The sequence below is a fragment of the Akkermansia muciniphila genome, assembly GCF_900184965.1.
Classification (GTDB): Bacteria; Verrucomicrobiota; Verrucomicrobiia; order Verrucomicrobiales; family Akkermansiaceae; genus Akkermansia; species Akkermansia muciniphila_A.
Map to the genome: position 1 here is coordinate 54,894 of NZ_FXYA01000153.1, position 18,143 is coordinate 73,036.

Genomic DNA, 18,143 nt, shown 5'->3' on the forward strand with positions numbered 1-18,143 from the left:
GGGGAATTTGAAGTCTTTAAATGCCGGGGCCGGGATTTTTGCGGGGGGTAACCGTTTCTCCCCGTATGGAAAATAATTTGGCGGTTTTCGTTCATTTGTCCGTTTCATGGTTCGGGGCGGGTTTTCGGACATTCCTGTTCCTTTGGCGGTTCCTGCCGGGCGGAGAGAAGGGGCAGGAGCAGTCCGGCTGTTTTCCCGGCCTGGTACGCGCGGTCCGGAGGGGAGAAATGGAAGGGATCTATATATCTGCGCCCCTGCATGAAGCCATGGTGGTCTGAAAGAACCGCGCCGGGCAGGGAAGATGCCGCCTCGCGGACAATGGCATTAAAGGCGGCGAGGGTTTTCTCTTTTTCTTCATTCAGCGTGCCGTCCGGCCCATCCATGATGGACGTACTGGTCGCCAGGATGAGGAAACGGCAGCGCTTGCTGAGCTGGGAGGCGAATGCCATGTAATTTTTGCGGAAGTCATCCACGGAAATGGCGGAGACTTTATTGGTGACGTGGGAACCGAAGGAAACAATGACGGCTTCGTATCCGGAGGAGGGAAAATATCCTGCAAGAGTGGGGAGATAGTCCGGATCTCCGGGAATCAGCGTGGAGGAGAACAAGTCAATGTCTTCCTGAAGTTCTGAGGCAAGGGGCCGCCACAAATGCCGCATGACGGAGCCGCCAATGAGCAGTATGCGCGCCTGCCCTTTTTCTGAATGAATGGCCGTAATCCAGTCGGTTTCCTCACGATAATGGGGAGGGGCCGTCAATGTCCTCCAGCGGGCAAGCATGCGTTCCTTCCGGCGTTTTCTTCTTTTCTCCAGCAGGCGGTGTATTTTCCCGGAACGCCTTTTCGCCCACGTTTGGCCGAAAGGCAGCCGGCGGAGAACCTGTTTTCCCAGATTCCGGTAAGCTTCCGGGAAATCTTCTTCCCCGGAACCGGGCAGGGAGCGGCATTGCAGCATATCGCCGCAAAAGTCAATGAATGGAAGGTTCAGCTTGCCTGCCAGCGTGCGAAGAAGGGTGTTCCAGGCTTCAAGGAGGCCTGGTTCTTCCGCATAGGGATGCCGGGCGCTGCCGTAGTCGGAGGGCGGGGATGACAGGAGGATCAGGCGGCGCGTTTGTTTCCGCAGAAAGGCGAAAAGCCTGCAAAGCATATCTTCGGCGCTTTCCATGAGCACTCCTTCCCGGAGGGGCTTTCCCATGAGCCTGCCGTTGGCGAGGGAAAGGTGCAGGGGCGGCCACATGAAAAGAATAACGCTGTAGCGGGCGCCGGAAAGGCTGTGCTCCATTTGCCGCCACAGGCGGGGATGGTTGAGCGGGAAATTGAAGATGAGCGTGTCCGCGGTCAGTCTGGACGATTTCAGATAGCCATGGTTTTTTGCCAGAGCGGAACTGCCGATCACCAGCATTCTGTCATTGCCGGGCAGGAGGTGGTCGTGTTGCTGATAGGAATAGATGAACACGGGGAAAACAGCGGTTACAGGGATGAGCGGGGGGGCCTCTTTGCAGAATAAAGAGTGCGCCCGAGTATTTGGATGGTGTCTATTCCGTTTTTGGAAAACCTCAGCCGGAACATGTGCCTCCTGGCGGTTTTGAACTTCCAGAAACATTGAAGGAGGCGCAGGTAAATCCACTGTCCGGCCAGGGCGGCCTCAAGGTAAGCCCGCTGTTCCCTGGGAATCCCACAAACGTGTTCGGAAGTGATGCCCGCCTCCCGCCAGAGTTCCGTCCAATGCCTGAGCCGCCCGGCCGGCATTTCATTGTCCGGAAAAAGCAGAGGGACAATATAGTTCATGTAGGCCGTGCGGTTGCTGCCCAGAACCCCTTCCCGGAGTTTTTCCCTGGTAAGCATCTCGAATATGGCGTAATAGCTTGCGGGCCGGGTTTCCGCTTTCCGGTTGCGCGAAGAAACGGATTGGGGGCCGCCCAGCCCGTAGTGGTAGAGTTTTTCAGAGGTGAGGGCGACGCTGCGGCAGCGGGCGATGGCCCGGGAAACGTAAAGTGTGTCTTCTCCGCTGGTGAAGGAAGAAGGCAGGCGAACTTCCAGGGGGGCGGAACAGCCGGGGAGGAGCCGCCTGAACAATTTGCTCCAGACGACGCCGGTGATCCTGTCTTCCAGAAAGAGCCGGAATATTTCTCCTTTCTCCGTAAAGACGCCGTCGCAGGCGGTGTTTTCAACATGAAGGAGTTTTTCCTCAGTCATTCCGCGCGATTCTTCGCTTTCAGCCGGAAGGAAGGGGGAATAGGAACATTGGACCATGTCTGCCCCGGTTTCTTCCGCGAGCCGGTAGAGCCGTTCGTACATGTCCGGCTCAACGTAGTCATCCGGATCCGCAAAACCCAGGTAAGGCGCTGCGGCTGCCCTGATTCCCGCGTTGCGGGCTTCCGCCCTGCCGGAATTTTCCTGTGTAATCAGGCGGAACCGGCTGTCTCCGGAAGCATATTTCCGGACGATGTCTCCGGACCCGTCTGTCGAACCGTCGTCCACGCAGATGATTTCCAGGTCGCGGAGGGTTTGTGCCGCCAGGCTGTCCAGACAGCGCGGAAGAAGGGGTCCCATGTTGTAGATGGGGACGATGACGGAAATGAGGGGAGAGGACATGGGCTGCTGCGTAAGGAAACGGGGTTATATCCGGAGCCATGAGCCGGGGATGAGTGCGTCGTCCGTATGGTACCGGTCGTTTTCATTCCTGTTGAACCAGATGCGCGGCGCGATGACGATTTTCTCCGCGTGTTCGTTGAGCCAGGCCGCCCACCAGGAGAACGTGCTGTTGGCGATGATGTGGTGGCGGCAGTTTCGCATCAGCTCCAGATCGAAGTAGCCGGCGCCGCCGTCGTTGATATCCACATGGACATGGGGCAGGGCGGGCCTCAGGTGTTCTCGTGCCCACGCTGTGTCGTCCGAGAAGATGAAATAACGCAGGGATTCCTGCGGAACGCCTGCCGCCCGCAGCCTTCCTTCCATTTCAGCCATGCTCCGGAGATAGTATTCCAGCGGCGGCGGAGAAAGGTAGGGGTTGGAGAGGTAATCCGTTCTCCTGATGTGCAGGGAAATGGAGCAGCAGGAACGGATGTCTTCAAGAATGCGGGCGTTTTCCGGAGTCAGGGGAGTTTTTAGACGGAATTCCCTGCAAAGCTGTTCCCGGCAGTGGAAGAAGTATTGTTCCGTTTGAAAATATCCCTTGAAATAGGTATGGCAGCGGGGTGGGGCCATGAGGCCGGGTTCGAACCCGTGCCGTTTTTCCTCCCGGAAATGAGGATATTTGGGGGCGGAGAACAGGGAACGCAGGCAGGCGGGAATGCGGGACTTGCGGAAAGCCCAGGAGGGAGGGCCCCCTTCAATGGGAAGGGAAATGTGGAAGTGATGGAGTTCGCAGACCCTCTTGTCATCATGTTCATATGATGAGGCTTCCAGCCTTGCTTTTTCCCCTTGCCGGGAGAGCGCGAAGAGAAAGGCGTATTGGAACAGCTGGTTTCCCAGCCCTCCGAAAAGACGCATGACCAATTCTTTTTTCTTTGCCATGTTCAAGCAGGGAAAAGGGGTTAAAACGTGATATTCCTGCGTATTTCCTCCAGCTGTTCGCGTACTTGCCGCAGCTGTGCCCTGCCATTCCTCCTCCATGAGGGGACAGGGCAGAAATGGAGGAGCTTCCGGCGGATTCCGGTGTTTTTGCCGGCCCTCCGGAGCCTTCTTCCGAAGTCTGAAAAGCCGGAGGATTGCAACAACAGGCGGAAAGGAAGATGCAGGGAGGCCCTCCGGCACTCGGCGGCCGTGCAATGGGCGGTCAGGAAGTCCCGGATGATGCTGTAAAGTATTTCCTGCTCCGGCGGGGAGAAAGGCATGCCAAGCAGCCTCAGTTCAAATGGTTCATGCTCAATAAAGCGGACGAGATGGCCGGCTTTTCTTTTCCAGAGATGGCGTTGTTCATAAAACTCTTCAATCAGGGAAAGCCACCGGGGGATCATGGGCAGGATGTCGGCGGTTCTTTTCCGTATCTGGTGGTGGTTGCCCTGTTCATGCTGGCGGTAATGGTAAACGGCCTCCGGACAGAAGGAAATTTTTTCTGTCAGCGCGAGCACGAAATGCGAGAAGAGGCCGTCTTCACAGGGGTGAATGCCTTCCGGGAATTCCAGATTGTTTTTCAAGGGGAACTCCCGGCGCAGAAATATGCCGCAGGTGGGCAGGGCGGGGATTTTATCCGGCGGAAACCTGTCGCAGAACAGCTTTCCCGCTACGGTCAAATCGCTTGCTCCGCGGTCCGAGGCGTCCAGAAGATGTTTGAGAAAGGCCGCGTCGATGAAATCGTCGCCGTCAACGAAACACAAATAGCGCCCGGAAGCGCGCCGCATGCCCAGATTTCGGGCGGAGGAAACGCCTCTGTTTTTCTGTTCAAAATAACGGATTCTTGAGTCCGCCTCTGAAAAACGCCGGGCGATTTCCCCCGACGAGTCGGAGGAACCGTCGTTAATGATGAGGCATTCCCACTCCGCAAGGGTTTGCCGGCGTATGCTGCTGATGCACTCTTCAAGATATCGTTCCTGGTTGTAAACGGGAACAATGACGGAAACCTGGGGCTGTGGCGGGCAGGATTGGGTCATTGGCGGGACTGTTGAGGTTCGGAGGGGGAGCATGCGGCAAGAGCCCGCTTCAGGTTGGAGCGGGATTCCCTGTCAATATCCCTGCCCAATTGGAGAAGCGCCTGCTGCATTTCCGCGTATTCCTCCTCCGTTTGCCTGATGGCGCGGAGCATGGCGCCGCCAAGCGTTTCTTCCCCGTAAAGAAGTGCGTTCCGGTCATTGAAGCCGTAGAAGGAAGCGAATTTTTCATGGATGACCGGAATCTTCGCGAATCCGTAAATGAGCAGGGCGGAGCCGGTGATGCCGGTGGTAATGTAGCGGTCGTGCGCCGGATTGCCGGGATCAAGGAGAGGCAGGAAATAGTCCGCCCGCCTCATGGCCTCGTACATGGCGGGGAAGTCGAGTTTTCCGGCCACATGCAGGAAGGGGCGCAGGTGGCCGGGAATTTCTCCCAGTTCTCCTTCCCCTACGATGATGACGGAAAAGTCCCTGTGGCCTTCATGGTAGATGGTTTGCAGCGCTTCAATCAGGAGGTTGTGGTTTTTCCGCTGTGCGGAAAGGGAACCTACGGTAATGAATACGGGTTCACGGTTCCTGGGCGCAGGCGGGATTTCCCCGAAAAAGTGCGGATTGACCATCGTCCCTTTGGGAAAGGAGCCCAGCGTCAGCAGACGTCCCTGCCGTTCAAGCCCTTCTTCCCCGAACCGTGGGATGTCATTTAATTCATGTTCGACGGCCAGAAGATTGGTGAATCTGTCAAGCCCCGTCATGTGAAGGAAACCTGCCCATCCCGGAGTGTCATAAAAGGCGGATGTTGATACTAAAATGGCTTCGTACCGGTTGAGGACGGGAGCTTTGGCCAGGCGCTTCCATGAAGTGCACATGGCTGTGAAGATCTGGATCTCGTTTTCCTTGAAACAACACAGGGGCGATTGTCTGGCCAGGCTGTGATGCATCAGGACATCAACGCGGTATCCCATGTCGAGCAGGTGGCGGCAGAAACCGGGGATGACTTCCCCGTGGCAATAGTTGGGTTCCAGAATAAGGATGGTACGGCCGGCCACTGGATGCCTGCGCCATGCGCGCATGCTTCGGCGGGCGTCCCGGTCATAGTCGGACAGGAAATCGCGCAGGAAAGTGCGCCATTTTTTACGCAGGTTCCGAAACGGAATACACATGGTCAGCAATCGGAGCATGACTGTCTGCGTATGTGTCATTGGTTTCATGGTGAAAAATTGCAGGAAATATAATGAATATCGCCTGACGCGGATGATGAATGGCCCTTGTTACCGTTCCGGGCGGTTTTTCCCCCGCCGGGTAAAAAAGAATACGTTGTGTGACGAGGGCTGAATACTTAATAAATTCATACTGAAAAGCAATATCAAAAAAACTCCTTGGCGCATGATGCCGGAGTATTCCTGACGGTTTGAATTTTCCGCCGTATTGCAGCCGTACCACAGCCCTCCGTTTCCGTTATTCCCGGGAACTTCCTTCGGGAGGCAGCCTTTGCATTTCTTTCCGGAAACAGTTTCCCTCTTCCGGTTGTTCCGTTTTTCAACAGATGGCGTTGCTGTTTTTTCTTGATGTGAATTTTCAATCCGGATAAAAAAGGATGCTTCCGCCATGAGCGTATCCGTTTCCATCATTGTTCCCTGTTATAATGTTGCCGCCTATTTGGACCAATGTATGGAAAGCCTGGCCGGTCAGAGCATGGAAGATATCGAAATCATTTGCGTCAATGACGGTTCTTCCGACCATACGGCGGAGATATTGCGCGAATGGCGGGACAGGGACGGCCGCGTCCGGGTGATTGACCGGAAAAACAGCGGTGTTTCCGCGGCGAGGAACAGCGGCATGGAAGAGGCTGCGGGAAAGTATATCGGTTTTGTGGACCCGGACGACGTGGTGGAGCGGAATATGTTCCGGCGCCTGTTTGATGCGGCCGTGGAAAAAGATGCGGACGTAGCGGTGTGCGGATACCATGAGTTCTGCGACCGCGGAGGCATGGATATGCCTGAAAGCGGCTGGTCGCCGTCAGCCGGGTTTTTCCCGGAAGAAAAAGCGGAGCGGTTCCGGCGGGGGACGCCCTGGAGCCGGTGCGCGGGAACGGTGTGGAATAAGCTGATCCGCAGGAAGCTGCTGGAAGAAAACGGTGTGCGTTTCGTTCCCGGATTGCGCCAGGGGGAGGATTTGTATTTCTGTTTGATGCTGTTGACTGTTGCTCCGCGGCTCCTGATCCTTCCCGACCGTTTGTACCATTACCGGAGGGAACGCCCCGGTTCCGCCTCCTGCGGGCGGGATCCCCGCCTGGGGGATTTCCGCATGGATTTGATGGGCATGGAATCTCTGGCGCGTTTCTGGGGGGAGCGGGGGCTCCTTGATTCACCCGCCGCCTTCGGTCTGGTGGACTACTGCATGGAGTTGATGCGCAGGCATTTCATCATGAAAGAGGGAGCTTTTTTCAGGGCGTCTCCGGAAGACCGGGAAGTTCTGCTTTCCGGCTGGAAAAAGTGGCTGGAGCTGGTGGGCGCGGAGAACGTCCTCCCCCGTCTGGACCGATGGGACCGGGCTTTTTGCCGCCTTTTGCTGGATTACCCCTGCCGGAGCAATTTTTTCTCTGCCCTGCATTCCCGCCTGATGTCGTCCCGCAAGGGACGCCGGGGGGCTTACTATACCCTGAAAAGGCGCCTGATGAAGTGAAAAGGGGAAATTCCTCCCCCTTTCCCTGTTGTTCCGGTGCCGCATGGGGTTTGCGGAAAGGCGGAATGCCTGCCGGCATCCTACAGGCCCGTGTAGCACATCTGCTCTTTGAGTTGGGCCACCTGGAGGTCTTCCCCCAGATATTCCCCGATGGAGTAGCCGAAGAGCATGGCGGCGCCGGGGCCGTTGGCGGTGAGCATGTTGCCGTCCAGCACCACATTTTCATCTTTCACAATATGGGCGCCGGCTTCGTTGAGTTCCCGGTAAACGTCCTGGGCCGGGTAGGCCGTGACGTTCCTGTCCTTCACCAGGCCCGCTTTGGCCAGCACGATGGGGGCGGCGCAGATGGCGGCCACCAGCTTGCCCGCTTCATGCATTTTTTTGACCAGATGGATAACTTCCGGCGTGTCGCGGAGTACCCAGGAGCCCGCGCCGCCGGGCAGGATCAGGGCGTCCAGCTTGTCGGCATGGAGTTTATCCAGCATGGTGTCCGTGCTGACGGTTACTTCATGGGTGCTGACCACCTTGTCGGACTGGACGCCGGCAAGCACTACGTCCATGTTCAGGCGCCGCAGGATGTCCAGCGGAGCCATGAGTTCGATTTCTTCAAATCCGGGGGCGGCAAGTATGGCGACTTTTTTCATGGTTGGTAAGACAGGGGGAGGAAGTGGAACGTTCAAGGAAAAGAGCAATATGTTCCGGTAGCCCTACAGGAGGAGAAGAACCGGGTTTTCCAGCAGGGTTTTGAATTCGGCTGCAATGTTGGAAGCCTTGCATTCCGGCAGAATGCTGGCATTCACGTACAGGGTGACGGGCAGGATGAGTTTGGACACGGGACGCCCCGCTTCAATGCCCGTTTTCGGCGTAGTGCCTCCTATGCTGATGATGCTGTGGGGCATTTCCGGAAGCACGGCGCGCTGGGCTGCCACGTTCACGCCGCTGTCGCAAAGAAGGATGTTGGGCGCGACGCTGCCCGCGGGGAACGGACCTGCCGCGGGGGCGGCCAGGCGTTCCATGGCGATGTTGTAAATCGTCTTGCCGGAGGCGTTTTCAATGAAGACGTATTTTTCTCCCTTGTCCAGCACCATGAGCAGTTCCGCGGCGGCGTCTCCGGCCAGCCATTCCGGTTCGCTGGCGCATGCTTTCACCGCCGCGCGCACCACGTAGTCAAAGAGGCTGTAGCGGCCGCCGATGAGTTTTTCGCACTGGACGGCGATGGGCGTGCTGATGGCGGCCAGGTAAGCCATGTTCGCCTCCAGGGAATACAGGTAAAAGTTGTCTACGCGCGTGGCGTGGCGCGTGTCCCGGGGCGCCAGCGGGGTCTGCACCCGGCGGGCGGGGCCGCCCGCGGGGCGCAGGGCGGCCCGTACATCCGCGGCCATGATTTTGCCCCGGGGTCCGGTGCCGCGCAGCGTGGCGGGGTTCAGGCCGGCTTCCGCCGCCAGCCTGGCGGCCAGCGGGCTAAATGTCGCGGGCGGGCGCGGGAGGCCGCCGCAGGCGGCTGCGCCGAGTTCCGACTGAAGCAGCGCAATAGGCGCTCCCGCCGCGGCGGAACCTCCCTCCGGCACCAGGATTTCCGTCAGGGTGCCGTCCTCGCAGGCCTGGAGCTCCACATGGGCCTTGTCCGTCTCAATGTCGGCCAGATGGTCGCCGACTTCTACGAAGTCCCCTGTTTTTTTGATCCATCTCAGGACGGTGCCTTCGTGCATGGAGTCGGACAGGCGGGGCATTTCAATGGTAATAGCCATGGAGGTGAATGTTGAAATATGGTAAAAGGGAGGAAGGCACGCCGGAAGGGGCGGGATGTCTCCTTCCGGCGCGCGGAAACGCGGTTACGCGCTGTATTTTTCCACGCCGTCGATGAATACCTTGCAGGTATTGAAGTCATCGTCCAGCAGAACCATGTCCGCCGTGAAGCCGGGGGCGATTTTGCCCAGGCCTTCCAGGCCCAGGGACTGCGCCTGGTTCCAGGAGGTGGCTTTCACCAGGTCGCTGAGGGGTTTCCCGGTCAGGCGGTGCACGTTTTTCAGGCCGTGGGCGTATTTGAGGGTGCTGCCGGCCAGGGCGCCGGATTCCTGCAGACGGGCCACGCCGTCCTTCACGATGATGGGCAGGCCGCCCAGGTCTCCGGGGCCGTCCGGCATCCAGGAGCAGGCCAGGGAGTCCGTAATCATCAGCATCTGGTCGGAATCCTTGTTCTTGAACACGGTTTTGAGCATGTCCGCGCAGAGGTGGATGGTGTCGCAGATGATTTCAATCTTGATTTCCCTGTCCAGAAGGCCGGACCCCACCAGGCCGATTTCACGGTGGTGCAGGGGGGACATCTGGTTGCAGTAGTGGGTCAGGTGCGCCAGCCCCGCAGACTTCGCCCTGTTGAAGTCCGCATGGGTGGCGGCGCTGTGCCCGGCGGAGCAGCGGATGCCGTTGGCCGTAGCTTTCTCAATGAATTCAATGGCTCCAGGCATTTCCGGCGCCAGGGAGACCAGCAGCACCCTGGCAATGGAGTTCAGGTTGGCCACTTCATCATAGTCCGGCTGGCGGACAAAGGCGGGGTTCTGCGCGCCGCAGCATTTGGGGTTGATGAACGGCCCTTCCAGGTGAACGCCGGGCGTTTTGGCGAATTCCTGGTTCTTCATGTATTCCGCCACGGAGGCGCATACGTCTTCCAGCACCTTGGGAGACAGGGTGAGAGTGGTCGGCAGCCAGGAAGTGACGCCTTCCTTCATTTTGCATTCCGCAATGGTGCGGAGGCTTTCCAGCTTGGCGTCGCAGGTGTCGCAGCCGCCGGCGCCGTGGCTGTGGATGTCAATGAAGCCGGGCAGGAGCATGCGGCCTTCCGCATCCACGACCTTGTCTGCGGCGGGAAGTTCGCTCCCGGCGGGATAGACGGCGGTAATGGTTTTGCCTTCCATTTCCACGGCAGCCCCGGGCATATCAATGCCGGGGGAGATGATGCGTGCGTTTTTAATGAGTGTTTTCATAACAATGAATGGTTGTTGGATGGATGTTGATCGTCGTTTTTCTTTGTTCGGCCGCGTTTTCCCGTCTGGCCTCTGCCGCTTCCCGGTTATCTGGCGGCGTCCAGGGCCTTGTTCCACCGGGCTACGCGGGAGGCTTCCGCTTTCAGCACGGCGGCCGCGGCGTTTTTGTCCAGAATGCGGATGTCTTTGATTTTATCTCCCCGGACGATGGAGTTGACGACGGACTGCCCTTTCAGCACCTTCCCGAAGACCGTGTGGCGGCCATCCAGATGAGGCGTGGCCACATGGGTGATGAAGAATTGGGAACCGTTGGTGCCGGGGCCCGCGTTCGCCATGGAAAGCACGCCGGGGCCGTCATGCCTGAGATCCGGGGAAAATTCGTCTTCAAACCTGTAGCCGGGGCCTCCCATGCCCGTGCCGGTGGGGTCGCCGCCCTGGATCATGAAATCCGGAATCACGCGGTGGAAGGTAATTCCCTTGTAGTAGCCCCTGTTGGCGAGGTTCAGGAAGTTGGCTACGGTGACGGGCGCCTTGGAGGGGTAAAGGGCCAGTTCAATGTCCCCCTTGGTAGTGGAGATGACGACATGGACGTCCTTGAGGCCGGCGGCGGATTCCGCGGAGGCGCTGAAGCACGCCAGGGCGCACAGGGAACACAGCAGAAGGGTGAGATATTTTTTCATGGCTTCTTGTTTCCCCCCTATCTTGCCCGAATAGAAGCAGGGTTGCAAGTAAATCGCGCGCCCTGACGGGAGAATGGCTCCGGACGCGTCAATGAGGGAAGGTTGTTCCCTGAAGAAGAGATTGTTAAGGTGTGCGTCCGGTTGCCGGCCCGGCACTACCTTGAGCCGGAATACGCGCGGGAAAAACGGAAGACCGCCCACGCCATGAAGAGGCTGAGGATTCCCATGACGACGAATTGCCAGGAAGGGGGGATGACCAGCATCATGGCGTATTGGAACCCGACGGCCAGCAAACCGAGCGCGCAGTCCACCAGGTTGCCGGCGGCGATCATGTCCCCGCGCTTGTCATTGTCCGCCCGGTCCTGGAAAAAGGCGTTCAGGGGCACCAGGAACAGGGCCGCGGAAATGCCCGCCGCCATCAGCAGGGCGTAGAAGACCGGGGATGTCATGGAAACTGCGGACAGGGCCGCGCAGCTCGCCGCCATCAGCACGCCACCCGCCACGGAAACGTTCATCCGGATGCGGCGGCGGCAGATCACGGAAGCGAGGATGCCGCCCAGCACCGTTCCCCCGCTCATCCAGGCCATCAGCACGGCTCCTACGGAGCTGAAGTCGTCCCCGCCGCCGGAGATTTCCTTCGCCATCTGGATCGTCATCAGCATGACCGTGCCGCCGAAAAACCAGAAATAGCCGATGCCCATTTCGCTGACGCGCAGGTTGCGGTTGTTCCACAGCTTGCCCAGCTGGTGGAAGTGCTCGTAAAACAGGGACCAGGAGAAGGGCCGGAAGCCTTCGGGGGCATACCGGGGCAGATAGAAGCTGGAGATGGCCACCGGAACGGCCAGGAGCAGAAACACCAGGCATGGGAAAGAGGCGGCATACCAGCCGTCATTGATGCCGGAGGGTTTCAGCCATGCGTCAAACCATGGGAAGAAGCCCTCCCCCAGCCAGCGGTGCCAGATGGTATCCGTGGAAGGCTCCAGCAGGTAGCGGAACCAGATAAAGACGCCAATCTGGCCGATGAGCAGGCTGAGGATGGAAGCCATTTCCACGATGCCGCTGGCGAACCCCATGCGGGAGGTTCCCACGATGTCCTTGACGATTCCTTTCTTGGCCGGGCTGAAGACGGTGGCCTGCACGGCAAAGACGCAGAACCACAGGATGGCCCCGTTCAGGTTGTGGACGCGCAGGCTCCAGTACATGCCCGCCAGAACGCATATCTGGAGCAGGGCCATGGACTGGATGATGCGCGCCTTGCAGAAACGGTCCGAAAGCCAGCCGACGAAGGGGGAGAACAGGATGAAGGGCAGCACGATGATGGCCCCCAGCGGATATTCCAGGTCCCCCTCTGCGCCGTACAGCCAGACGCCCAGGGGAATCAGCAGGAATTGAGCCCCTTTTTCATTAAAGGAGTTCTGCGCCTGAATCAGCACGAGCCGCCAGAAAGCTCCCCATGGAACTTTGCGGGCGTGTCCTGGCGTATGGGCGCTGGAATTCATGAAGTTACAGGCTGGGCTCCTCCGCTTTTTCCAGGCCGGAGCCGCGGAACAGGCACAGCACGCCGATGACGGCGGTCAGCAGGACGCTGGCAATCAGGGAGGCTTCTTCACTGAAACCGCACATTTCCGAGCTGGAGAACAGATATTGGAATACTACCAGGCTCAGGAAGGCGGCGGGAGCCGCCGCCGGCCAGCAGCATCGGTTTTTGCTGCGCAGGTAAATGGAAACGGCCCAGAGCGTGGCGGCGGCCAGCAGCTGGTTGGCCCAGCCGAAGTACTGCCAGATGACGGCGTAGTCCATGCTGCTGACGGCAATGGCCGCGGCGAAGAGAGGGATGGCGATCATCAGGCGGCGGCTCAGCTGTTCCTGGCTCAGCTTGAAACTATCCGCAATCATCAGGCGTGTGACCCGCAGGGCGCCGTCCCCCGTGCTGATGGGGAGGATGACCACGCCGATCATGACCAGGATGGAACCGACGCTTCCCATCCAGGATTCGGAAATCGTCTGGATGGCCAGCGCCGGAGCCTTTCCGTTGGCGGTAGCCGCTCCCAGGGCTTCCGGAGAGCCGTAGAAGGTCAGTGCGGCAGCGGCCCATATGAAGGCGATGATGCCTTCCGTAATCATCGCCCCGCCAAAGACGGGCAACCCTTCCCGCTCCGTTTTCAGGCACCGCGCCATCAGCGGGGACTGTGTGGCATGGAATCCGCTCACGGCTCCGCAGGCGATGGTGATGAACATCACGGGGAAAAGCGGGAAATCCGCCGGATGGCGGTTATGGAAAAAGTCCAGATCCGGAAGCACTTCCATGCGGGGCAGGTGCATCCAGGCCGGCATGGAATCCGCAAAGGGAGCCAGGAGCATCACGCCCAGAATGCCCATGACCATGATGATCAGGGCGACCGAAAAAAGAGGATAGACCTTTCCCATGATAGCCTGGATGGGAAGAATGGTCGCCAGAAAGTAGTAGCCGAAGATAATCCAAACCCATGCCGAAACGCTCCAGCCCGTCATGGGGGACAGGATGGCGGCGGGCCCCACGGCGAAGACGACGCCCACCAGCACGCTGAATACGATGCAGACGGCGCGGCTGATCCACTGGGCCTGGTTGCCCAGGTAGCGCCCCAGGATTTCCGGCAGGTTTTCCCCCTTGTGCCGCAGGGAAATCATGCCGGAGAAGTAGTCGTGCGCCATTCCGCCCAGAATGCAGCCGAAAACGATCCACAGAAGCGCGGCCGGCCCGTACAGCACGCCCATGACGGCGCCGAAAATGGGGCCCAGCCCTGCAATGTTCAGCAACTGGATGAGAAAAACGCGCCAGCGCGGCATGACCACATAATCCACGCCGTCCGTACAGGCCACGGCGGGAGTTTGCCGGGAGGCGTCCGGACGGAAAATCCTTTCCAGCACCCGTCCGTAAGTGAAATAACCGGCCGCCAGGGCCAATATCCCCAGAATGAAATAGCAGTAACCGTTCATGTTGGAAAAAGACCGGCCGCCTCATGGGCTGCCGTCCGTTCACGGAACTTAACTTTTCTCCCTCCCTCTGGCAAGCCGTTAGTGAAAAAGAGGAAAAGGAGGGGCGGATTCCCAATCCGAAGTCAACACTAAATAATAGAAATGAGATGTTTATGCAGATAAACGAACAGGGCCATCTTGAAATTGCAAGTTTCCCTGCTGGAGATTTTAAACTATCGTAAAATTCATAATTCCAATTTTTTGCGCATGAAAAACAGACCTGGATTTATTTTTCGGATTGGGAATCCGCTAAAAAATTGGCCCCGCTCAACCTTCCCCATTTCCATTTATGAAGAAAACATTGATAATCATTGCATCTCTGGTTCTTGGCGCGGCGGCTTCCCAGGCCGCGGTACTGTGTACCACTACGTTTAACCGGACCGGGACTTCCCTGGATACCGTCACGGTGAGCACGGTTTCCGATGCGGGACTTACCACATCCACCTCGATTAGTTCCGAGAATTTCAGCAAGAGCACTACGGGCAATGACCTGCTGGCTTCAGGCTCCATTCCCGCCTCCGTATTCTCCCCCAATGCCAATGTGGGGAATAACCAGAATAATACGTGGAGCGTTTCTTTCACGTTTACCAACACCGGTTCCCAGGATATGCTGATTACTTCCATTGATCTTTCCATGATAGGATTCACTGGAGCGGGCGCCGCGCAGAATGCCGGGGGCGGTGTGGCCAATAACGATTATGTTGGAGGAGCCGACGGCAATTTGAACAAACCTGTCAATATCACCCTCGGCATGAGCGGGCAGGAAAGTCAGACGCTGGCCTATAATGGCGCCACCAGTACAAATACATCCGTGGGATCCTGGGATGGCGTTCGTACGGGAAACTATGAATATAGCGATGTTGTGTTGAAAGCCGGGGAGTCCATGACGTTAACGGTCACGGCTTCCAAAAACGAGGCCTACGGCAGCGGCTGCTTTATTGGGCTTACGGGAATCCAGGTGAATGGGGAAGTGGTTCCGGAACCTGCTGCAGCTTCCCTCAGTCTTCTGGGGCTGGCCGCGTTGATGATGCGCCGCCGCAGAGTTTGAGGTTCCTGCTTCTGATGTATTTGAACAGGCCGCCCGTTTTTTGAAACTGGCGGCTTGTTTGTTTTCAGCCAGTGGGGATTCTTTGTCCAACTGGAGCGTTGGGGGCGCCGCCGCGGAATCCGTGCCAGGGGCGTCCGCTTCCGCCTACACGCATTGGATGGTGACCAATATGAATGGATTTTGCGGGAAGGGCGGATGTCGGCGGATTGGGCGCGGGGGGACGGTATTTGAAGGGAGCCAGGATTCGCGGCTTAGCAGCCGCCGGAAGGCAAGATTCTCTTGTTCATTAAAATACGAACAAGGGTGTATAGCTGCGTGTGGGAGAGGGCGGCATTACCGTGGAAACCGCCGGCGGGGGACTGCGGATTTCGGGATCGCCCGGCTGCGCGTAACCGCGGACCAGGTGCGGCATGTGGCTGAAGGGCGCAGCCTGTATGTGGGAAATGACGATGACGCCCGTCCGGGGGATTATATTTCCCTGACTTTGGAAAACGATGTTCCGCGACGCGCGACAGTGACGGGCGGAGGCGCCGTGCGTTAAACAGAAAGAGAAATTTTATTCCCCGTCATTTTCCGAATCGGCAGGGGGCGCTTTGGGCAGGTTTTTGTCAATGTCTTCCAAAAGGTTGACCAGGTCAACGCCGCGCTGGGCGGAGTCGTCCAGACGGAAGGTCAGGCGCGGCGTATTGCGCAGCACCACGCGCCTGGCCACGGCGGACTGGATAAGCCCGTGCCGGGAGTTCAGTTTTTCCAGCACCTGGGAGGGAGCCATTTTCCCTACGACGCCCACCCATACTTTCCCCTCTTTCAGATCGTCCGTCACTTCCACTTCAATCACGGTGACAATTGTGCCGGGAAATTCAAAATCCCGCTGAATGGTGGTGCCTATTTCCCGGCGCAGGAGTTCGTTTACCTTGTCAGTGCGTCTGCTCATATGAAGAGATAGAGTGATAAATGGGCCAATTGGTTCAATCGGAGAAGAAAGAATGGAGGAAAAGACAGGGACGGAGGTTTCCCGGCCGCCCGGAGGAGCGTACAGGAGGCTCTGTCCCTGTTGGTTGATTCTCGTTGAGGGTTACAGCGTTTGCTGGATTTTTTCCAGCGTGTAGCATTCGATGATGTCGCCCGTCTCGTATTCGTTGAAGTCTCCGAGGCGGATGCCGCATTCCAGGCCCGCCTTGACTTCTTCCACTTCATCCTGGAAACGGCGAAGGGTGGACATTTTGCCGTCAAAGACAGGCGTCTTGTCGCGGATGACGCGCGCCTCGCAGCTGCGGAGGATTTTGCCGTCCTCCACCATGCAGCCCGCCGCGCGGCCCTTGTTGAGTTTGAAGACCTGGAGCACTTTGGCGTGCCCGATGATGGTTTCGCGCGTTTCCGGTTCCAGCAGGCCCAGCATGGCATCCCTCACCTGGTCGATGAGTTCGTAAACGATGGAATACAGTTTTACCTGCACGCCTTCCCGCTTGAGCAGTTTGACGGCGTTGGCTTCCACTTTGACGTTGAAGCCCAGGATGACGGCATCCGAGGAGGAGGCCAGCAGAACGTCCGATTCCGAAATGGGGCCGGCGGAGGCGTTCAGGAAGACGCATTCCACTTTGTCCGACTGGATGTCCAGAACAGCCTTCTTGATGGCTTCCACGGAACCCTGCACATCCCCCTTCAGGAGTATTTTGAGTTGGGCTTTCTGGGTGCCGTCCCCCATCATGGCGAGCAGTTCTTCCATGCGTGCCTTGCGGGGCTGGGCCAGGCGCTGCTTGCGCAGTTCCTCCTGGCGTTCTTCACCAAGCTTTTTGGCGGCGCGTTCGTTTTCCATTTCCACCAGTTCGTCCCCCACATTCGGGGTTTCAGAGAAGCCGGTAATTTCCACGGGCATGCCGGGGCCTACCTTTTTGACGCGTTCGCCGTGGTCGTTGACCAGGGCGCGCACCTTGCCGGCGTAAGGGCCGCAGATGAAGGGCATCCCTACGCGGATGGTGCCGCTTTCCACAATGGCCGTGGCGGAGCTGCCCGTTCCGGGTTCCACGCGGGCCTCAATGATGGAGGCGCGGCAGTTGGCCTTGGGGTTGGCCTGGAGTTCCAGCACTTCCGACTGGAGGACGAGAAGGCCGAGAAGGTCGTCAATGCCGGCCCCGGTCAGGGCGGAGACTTCCACGCATTCCACATCGCCTCCGAAGTCCGTGGGAACCAGCCCTTCTTCCATCAGGCCGCTCTTGGTCTTGACGGGGTCTGCGGCCGGAAGGTCGCACTTGTTGATGGCCACGATGATGGTTTTGCCGGCCGCTTTGGAGTGGGCAATGGCTTCCCGCGTCTGGGGCATGATGCCGTCATTGGCGGCCACTACCAGCACCACAATGTCCGTGACGTCCGCCCCGCGGGCGCGCATTTCCGTGAAGATGGCGTGGCCCGGCGTATCCAGGAAGGTGAGCGTGCTGCCGTTGTAGTCAACCGTATAGGCGCCGATGTGCTGGGTGATGCCCCCGGCTTCTCCCTTGGCCACGCGCGTTTTGCGGATGTAGTCCAGCAGGGATGTTTTGCCGTGGTCCACATGGCCCATGACGGTGATGATAGGGGTGCGCGTGATGAGGGTGGCTTTGGGTTCTTCCACCACCGGCACGGGTTCCGGTTCCTTGACGGGTTCCTGCTGGGCTTTCACGCCGCCGCCTTTTTCCCGTTTTTCACGGGCGAATGTGTAGCCGTGGATGTCGCAGATGGTACTGACGGCGTCCGCATCCAACGGCGTATTCGGGTTGGCGAAGATGCCCATGCCCATCAGATCCTTGATGATTTGGAAGGGCTTGGCTTTCAGCATGCCCGCCAGCTCGGAAACGGAGACGGGCGGTTTGAGGTTGATGATTTTATCGTCCGCGGAGGTTTCTTCCTGGGGTGCGGGCGCGGCGGGTTCTGCGGCGGCCGGGGCAGCGGAGGGCGCCGGAACGGCGTCAGCGGCGCGCGCCGCCTTTTTCTTGGTGCCGGAAAGCAAGTCGAGAGCTTCTTTCTTGACTGGAGCAGGGCGGGAGGGCGCCGGTGCGGGGGCCGGCTGGGGTGCGCGTTTCTTTTTGGAAGATCCGCCGATCAGATCCAATACTTCCTTTTTGGGTTCGTTCTCTTCTTGTTTATTAGGCATCTTGATTTAAGGTTGTTAGATGT

General features: G+C 58.5%; 16 protein-coding genes. 3 read left to right on the forward strand and 13 right to left on the reverse strand.

The features are described 5' to 3' along the window. Positions 1 to 104: 104 nt before the first annotated feature. From CI070_RS03570 to CI070_RS03590, 5 genes are read right to left on the reverse strand one after another with little or no spacing between them, the layout of a single operon-like run. Complete coding sequence (locus CI070_RS03570) at positions 105 to 1,454, reverse strand: SGNH/GDSL hydrolase family protein (RefSeq protein ID WP_143245710.1); 1,350 nt, start codon at positions 1,452 to 1,454, stop codon at positions 105 to 107. A gap of 14 nt (positions 1,455 to 1,468) precedes the next feature. Beyond that, on the reverse strand, positions 1,469 to 2,593 hold the full coding sequence (locus tag CI070_RS03575; protein WP_094137225.1) for a glycosyltransferase: 1,125 nt from the start codon (positions 2,591 to 2,593) through the stop codon (positions 1,469 to 1,471). A 24-nt stretch (positions 2,594 to 2,617) separates the two neighbouring features. Continuing rightward, a complete protein-coding gene (locus CI070_RS03580; RefSeq protein WP_179218551.1) occupies positions 2,618 to 3,514 on the reverse strand; it encodes an alpha-1,2-fucosyltransferase in 897 nt (298 codons plus the stop codon). 20 nt (positions 3,515 to 3,534) lie between these two features. Next, positions 3,535 to 4,590: a glycosyltransferase family 2 protein gene (locus CI070_RS03585; RefSeq protein ID WP_179218553.1), complete on the reverse strand. Its 1,056-nt coding sequence runs from the start codon at positions 4,588 to 4,590 to the stop codon at positions 3,535 to 3,537. Continuing rightward, complete coding sequence (locus CI070_RS03590; RefSeq protein ID WP_130088638.1) at positions 4,587 to 5,795, reverse strand: glycosyltransferase; 1,209 nt, start codon at positions 5,793 to 5,795, stop codon at positions 4,587 to 4,589. The genes CI070_RS03585 and CI070_RS03590 overlap by 4 nt, the downstream gene beginning before the upstream one ends. Positions 5,796 to 6,192: 397 nt before the next feature. Here CI070_RS03590 and CI070_RS03600 point away from each other — a divergent pair, with 397 nt between their 5' ends. After that, positions 6,193 to 7,269, forward strand: coding sequence for a glycosyltransferase (locus tag CI070_RS03600; RefSeq protein WP_094137229.1), 1,077 nt, complete (start codon positions 6,193 to 6,195; stop codon positions 7,267 to 7,269). An 80-nt stretch (positions 7,270 to 7,349) separates the two neighbouring features. Here CI070_RS03600 and CI070_RS03605 read toward each other — a convergent pair whose 3' ends face one another. The 6 genes from CI070_RS03605 to CI070_RS03630 form a co-directional block, all read right to left on the reverse strand. Beyond that, complete coding sequence (locus tag CI070_RS03605) at positions 7,350 to 7,913, reverse strand: DJ-1 family glyoxalase III (protein ID WP_094137230.1); 564 nt, start codon at positions 7,911 to 7,913, stop codon at positions 7,350 to 7,352. A 63-nt stretch (positions 7,914 to 7,976) separates the two neighbouring features. Next, complete coding sequence (locus CI070_RS03610) at positions 7,977 to 9,017, reverse strand: biotin/lipoyl-containing protein (RefSeq protein WP_094137231.1); 1,041 nt, start codon at positions 9,015 to 9,017, stop codon at positions 7,977 to 7,979. Between the two features lie 84 nt (positions 9,018 to 9,101). Then, positions 9,102 to 10,250, reverse strand: a complete 1,149-nt coding sequence (gene nagA, locus CI070_RS03615) for an N-acetylglucosamine-6-phosphate deacetylase (RefSeq protein ID WP_094137232.1) — start codon at positions 10,248 to 10,250, stop codon at positions 9,102 to 9,104. An 86-nt stretch (positions 10,251 to 10,336) separates the two neighbouring features. Then, positions 10,337 to 10,930, reverse strand: coding sequence for a peptidylprolyl isomerase (locus CI070_RS03620; RefSeq protein WP_218823913.1), 594 nt, complete (start codon positions 10,928 to 10,930; stop codon positions 10,337 to 10,339). A 155-nt stretch (positions 10,931 to 11,085) separates the two neighbouring features. Further along, positions 11,086 to 12,429 carry an MFS transporter gene (locus CI070_RS03625; protein ID WP_094137233.1) on the reverse strand — a complete coding sequence of 448 codons (1,344 nt, stop codon included), beginning with the start codon at positions 12,427 to 12,429 and terminating at the stop codon, positions 11,086 to 11,088. 4 nt (positions 12,430 to 12,433) lie between these two features. Continuing rightward, complete coding sequence (locus CI070_RS03630) at positions 12,434 to 13,906, reverse strand: carbon starvation CstA family protein (protein WP_094137234.1); 1,473 nt, start codon at positions 13,904 to 13,906, stop codon at positions 12,434 to 12,436. A 328-nt stretch (positions 13,907 to 14,234) separates the two neighbouring features. Between CI070_RS03630 and CI070_RS03640 the strand changes: the two genes are divergently transcribed. Together CI070_RS03640 and CI070_RS14080 are read left to right on the forward strand one after the other, a co-directional pair. Then, a complete protein-coding gene (locus CI070_RS03640; protein ID WP_094137236.1) occupies positions 14,235 to 14,993 on the forward strand; it encodes a PEP-CTERM sorting domain-containing protein in 759 nt (252 codons plus the stop codon). Positions 14,994 to 15,405: 412 nt separating this feature from the next. Further along, positions 15,406 to 15,534: a hypothetical protein gene (locus tag CI070_RS14080; RefSeq protein ID WP_256943683.1), complete on the forward strand. Its 129-nt coding sequence runs from the start codon at positions 15,406 to 15,408 to the stop codon at positions 15,532 to 15,534. Between the two features lie 15 nt (positions 15,535 to 15,549). Here the strand turns inward: CI070_RS14080 and rbfA are convergent, their stop codons facing one another. Further along, on the reverse strand, positions 15,550 to 15,927 hold the full coding sequence (gene rbfA / locus CI070_RS03645; RefSeq protein WP_094137237.1) for a 30S ribosome-binding factor RbfA: 378 nt from the start codon (positions 15,925 to 15,927) through the stop codon (positions 15,550 to 15,552). 141 nt (positions 15,928 to 16,068) lie between these two features. Next, positions 16,069 to 18,120, reverse strand: coding sequence for a translation initiation factor IF-2 (infB, locus tag CI070_RS03650; protein WP_094137238.1), 2,052 nt, complete (start codon positions 18,118 to 18,120; stop codon positions 16,069 to 16,071). Between the last annotated feature and the right edge of the window lie 23 nt (positions 18,121 to 18,143).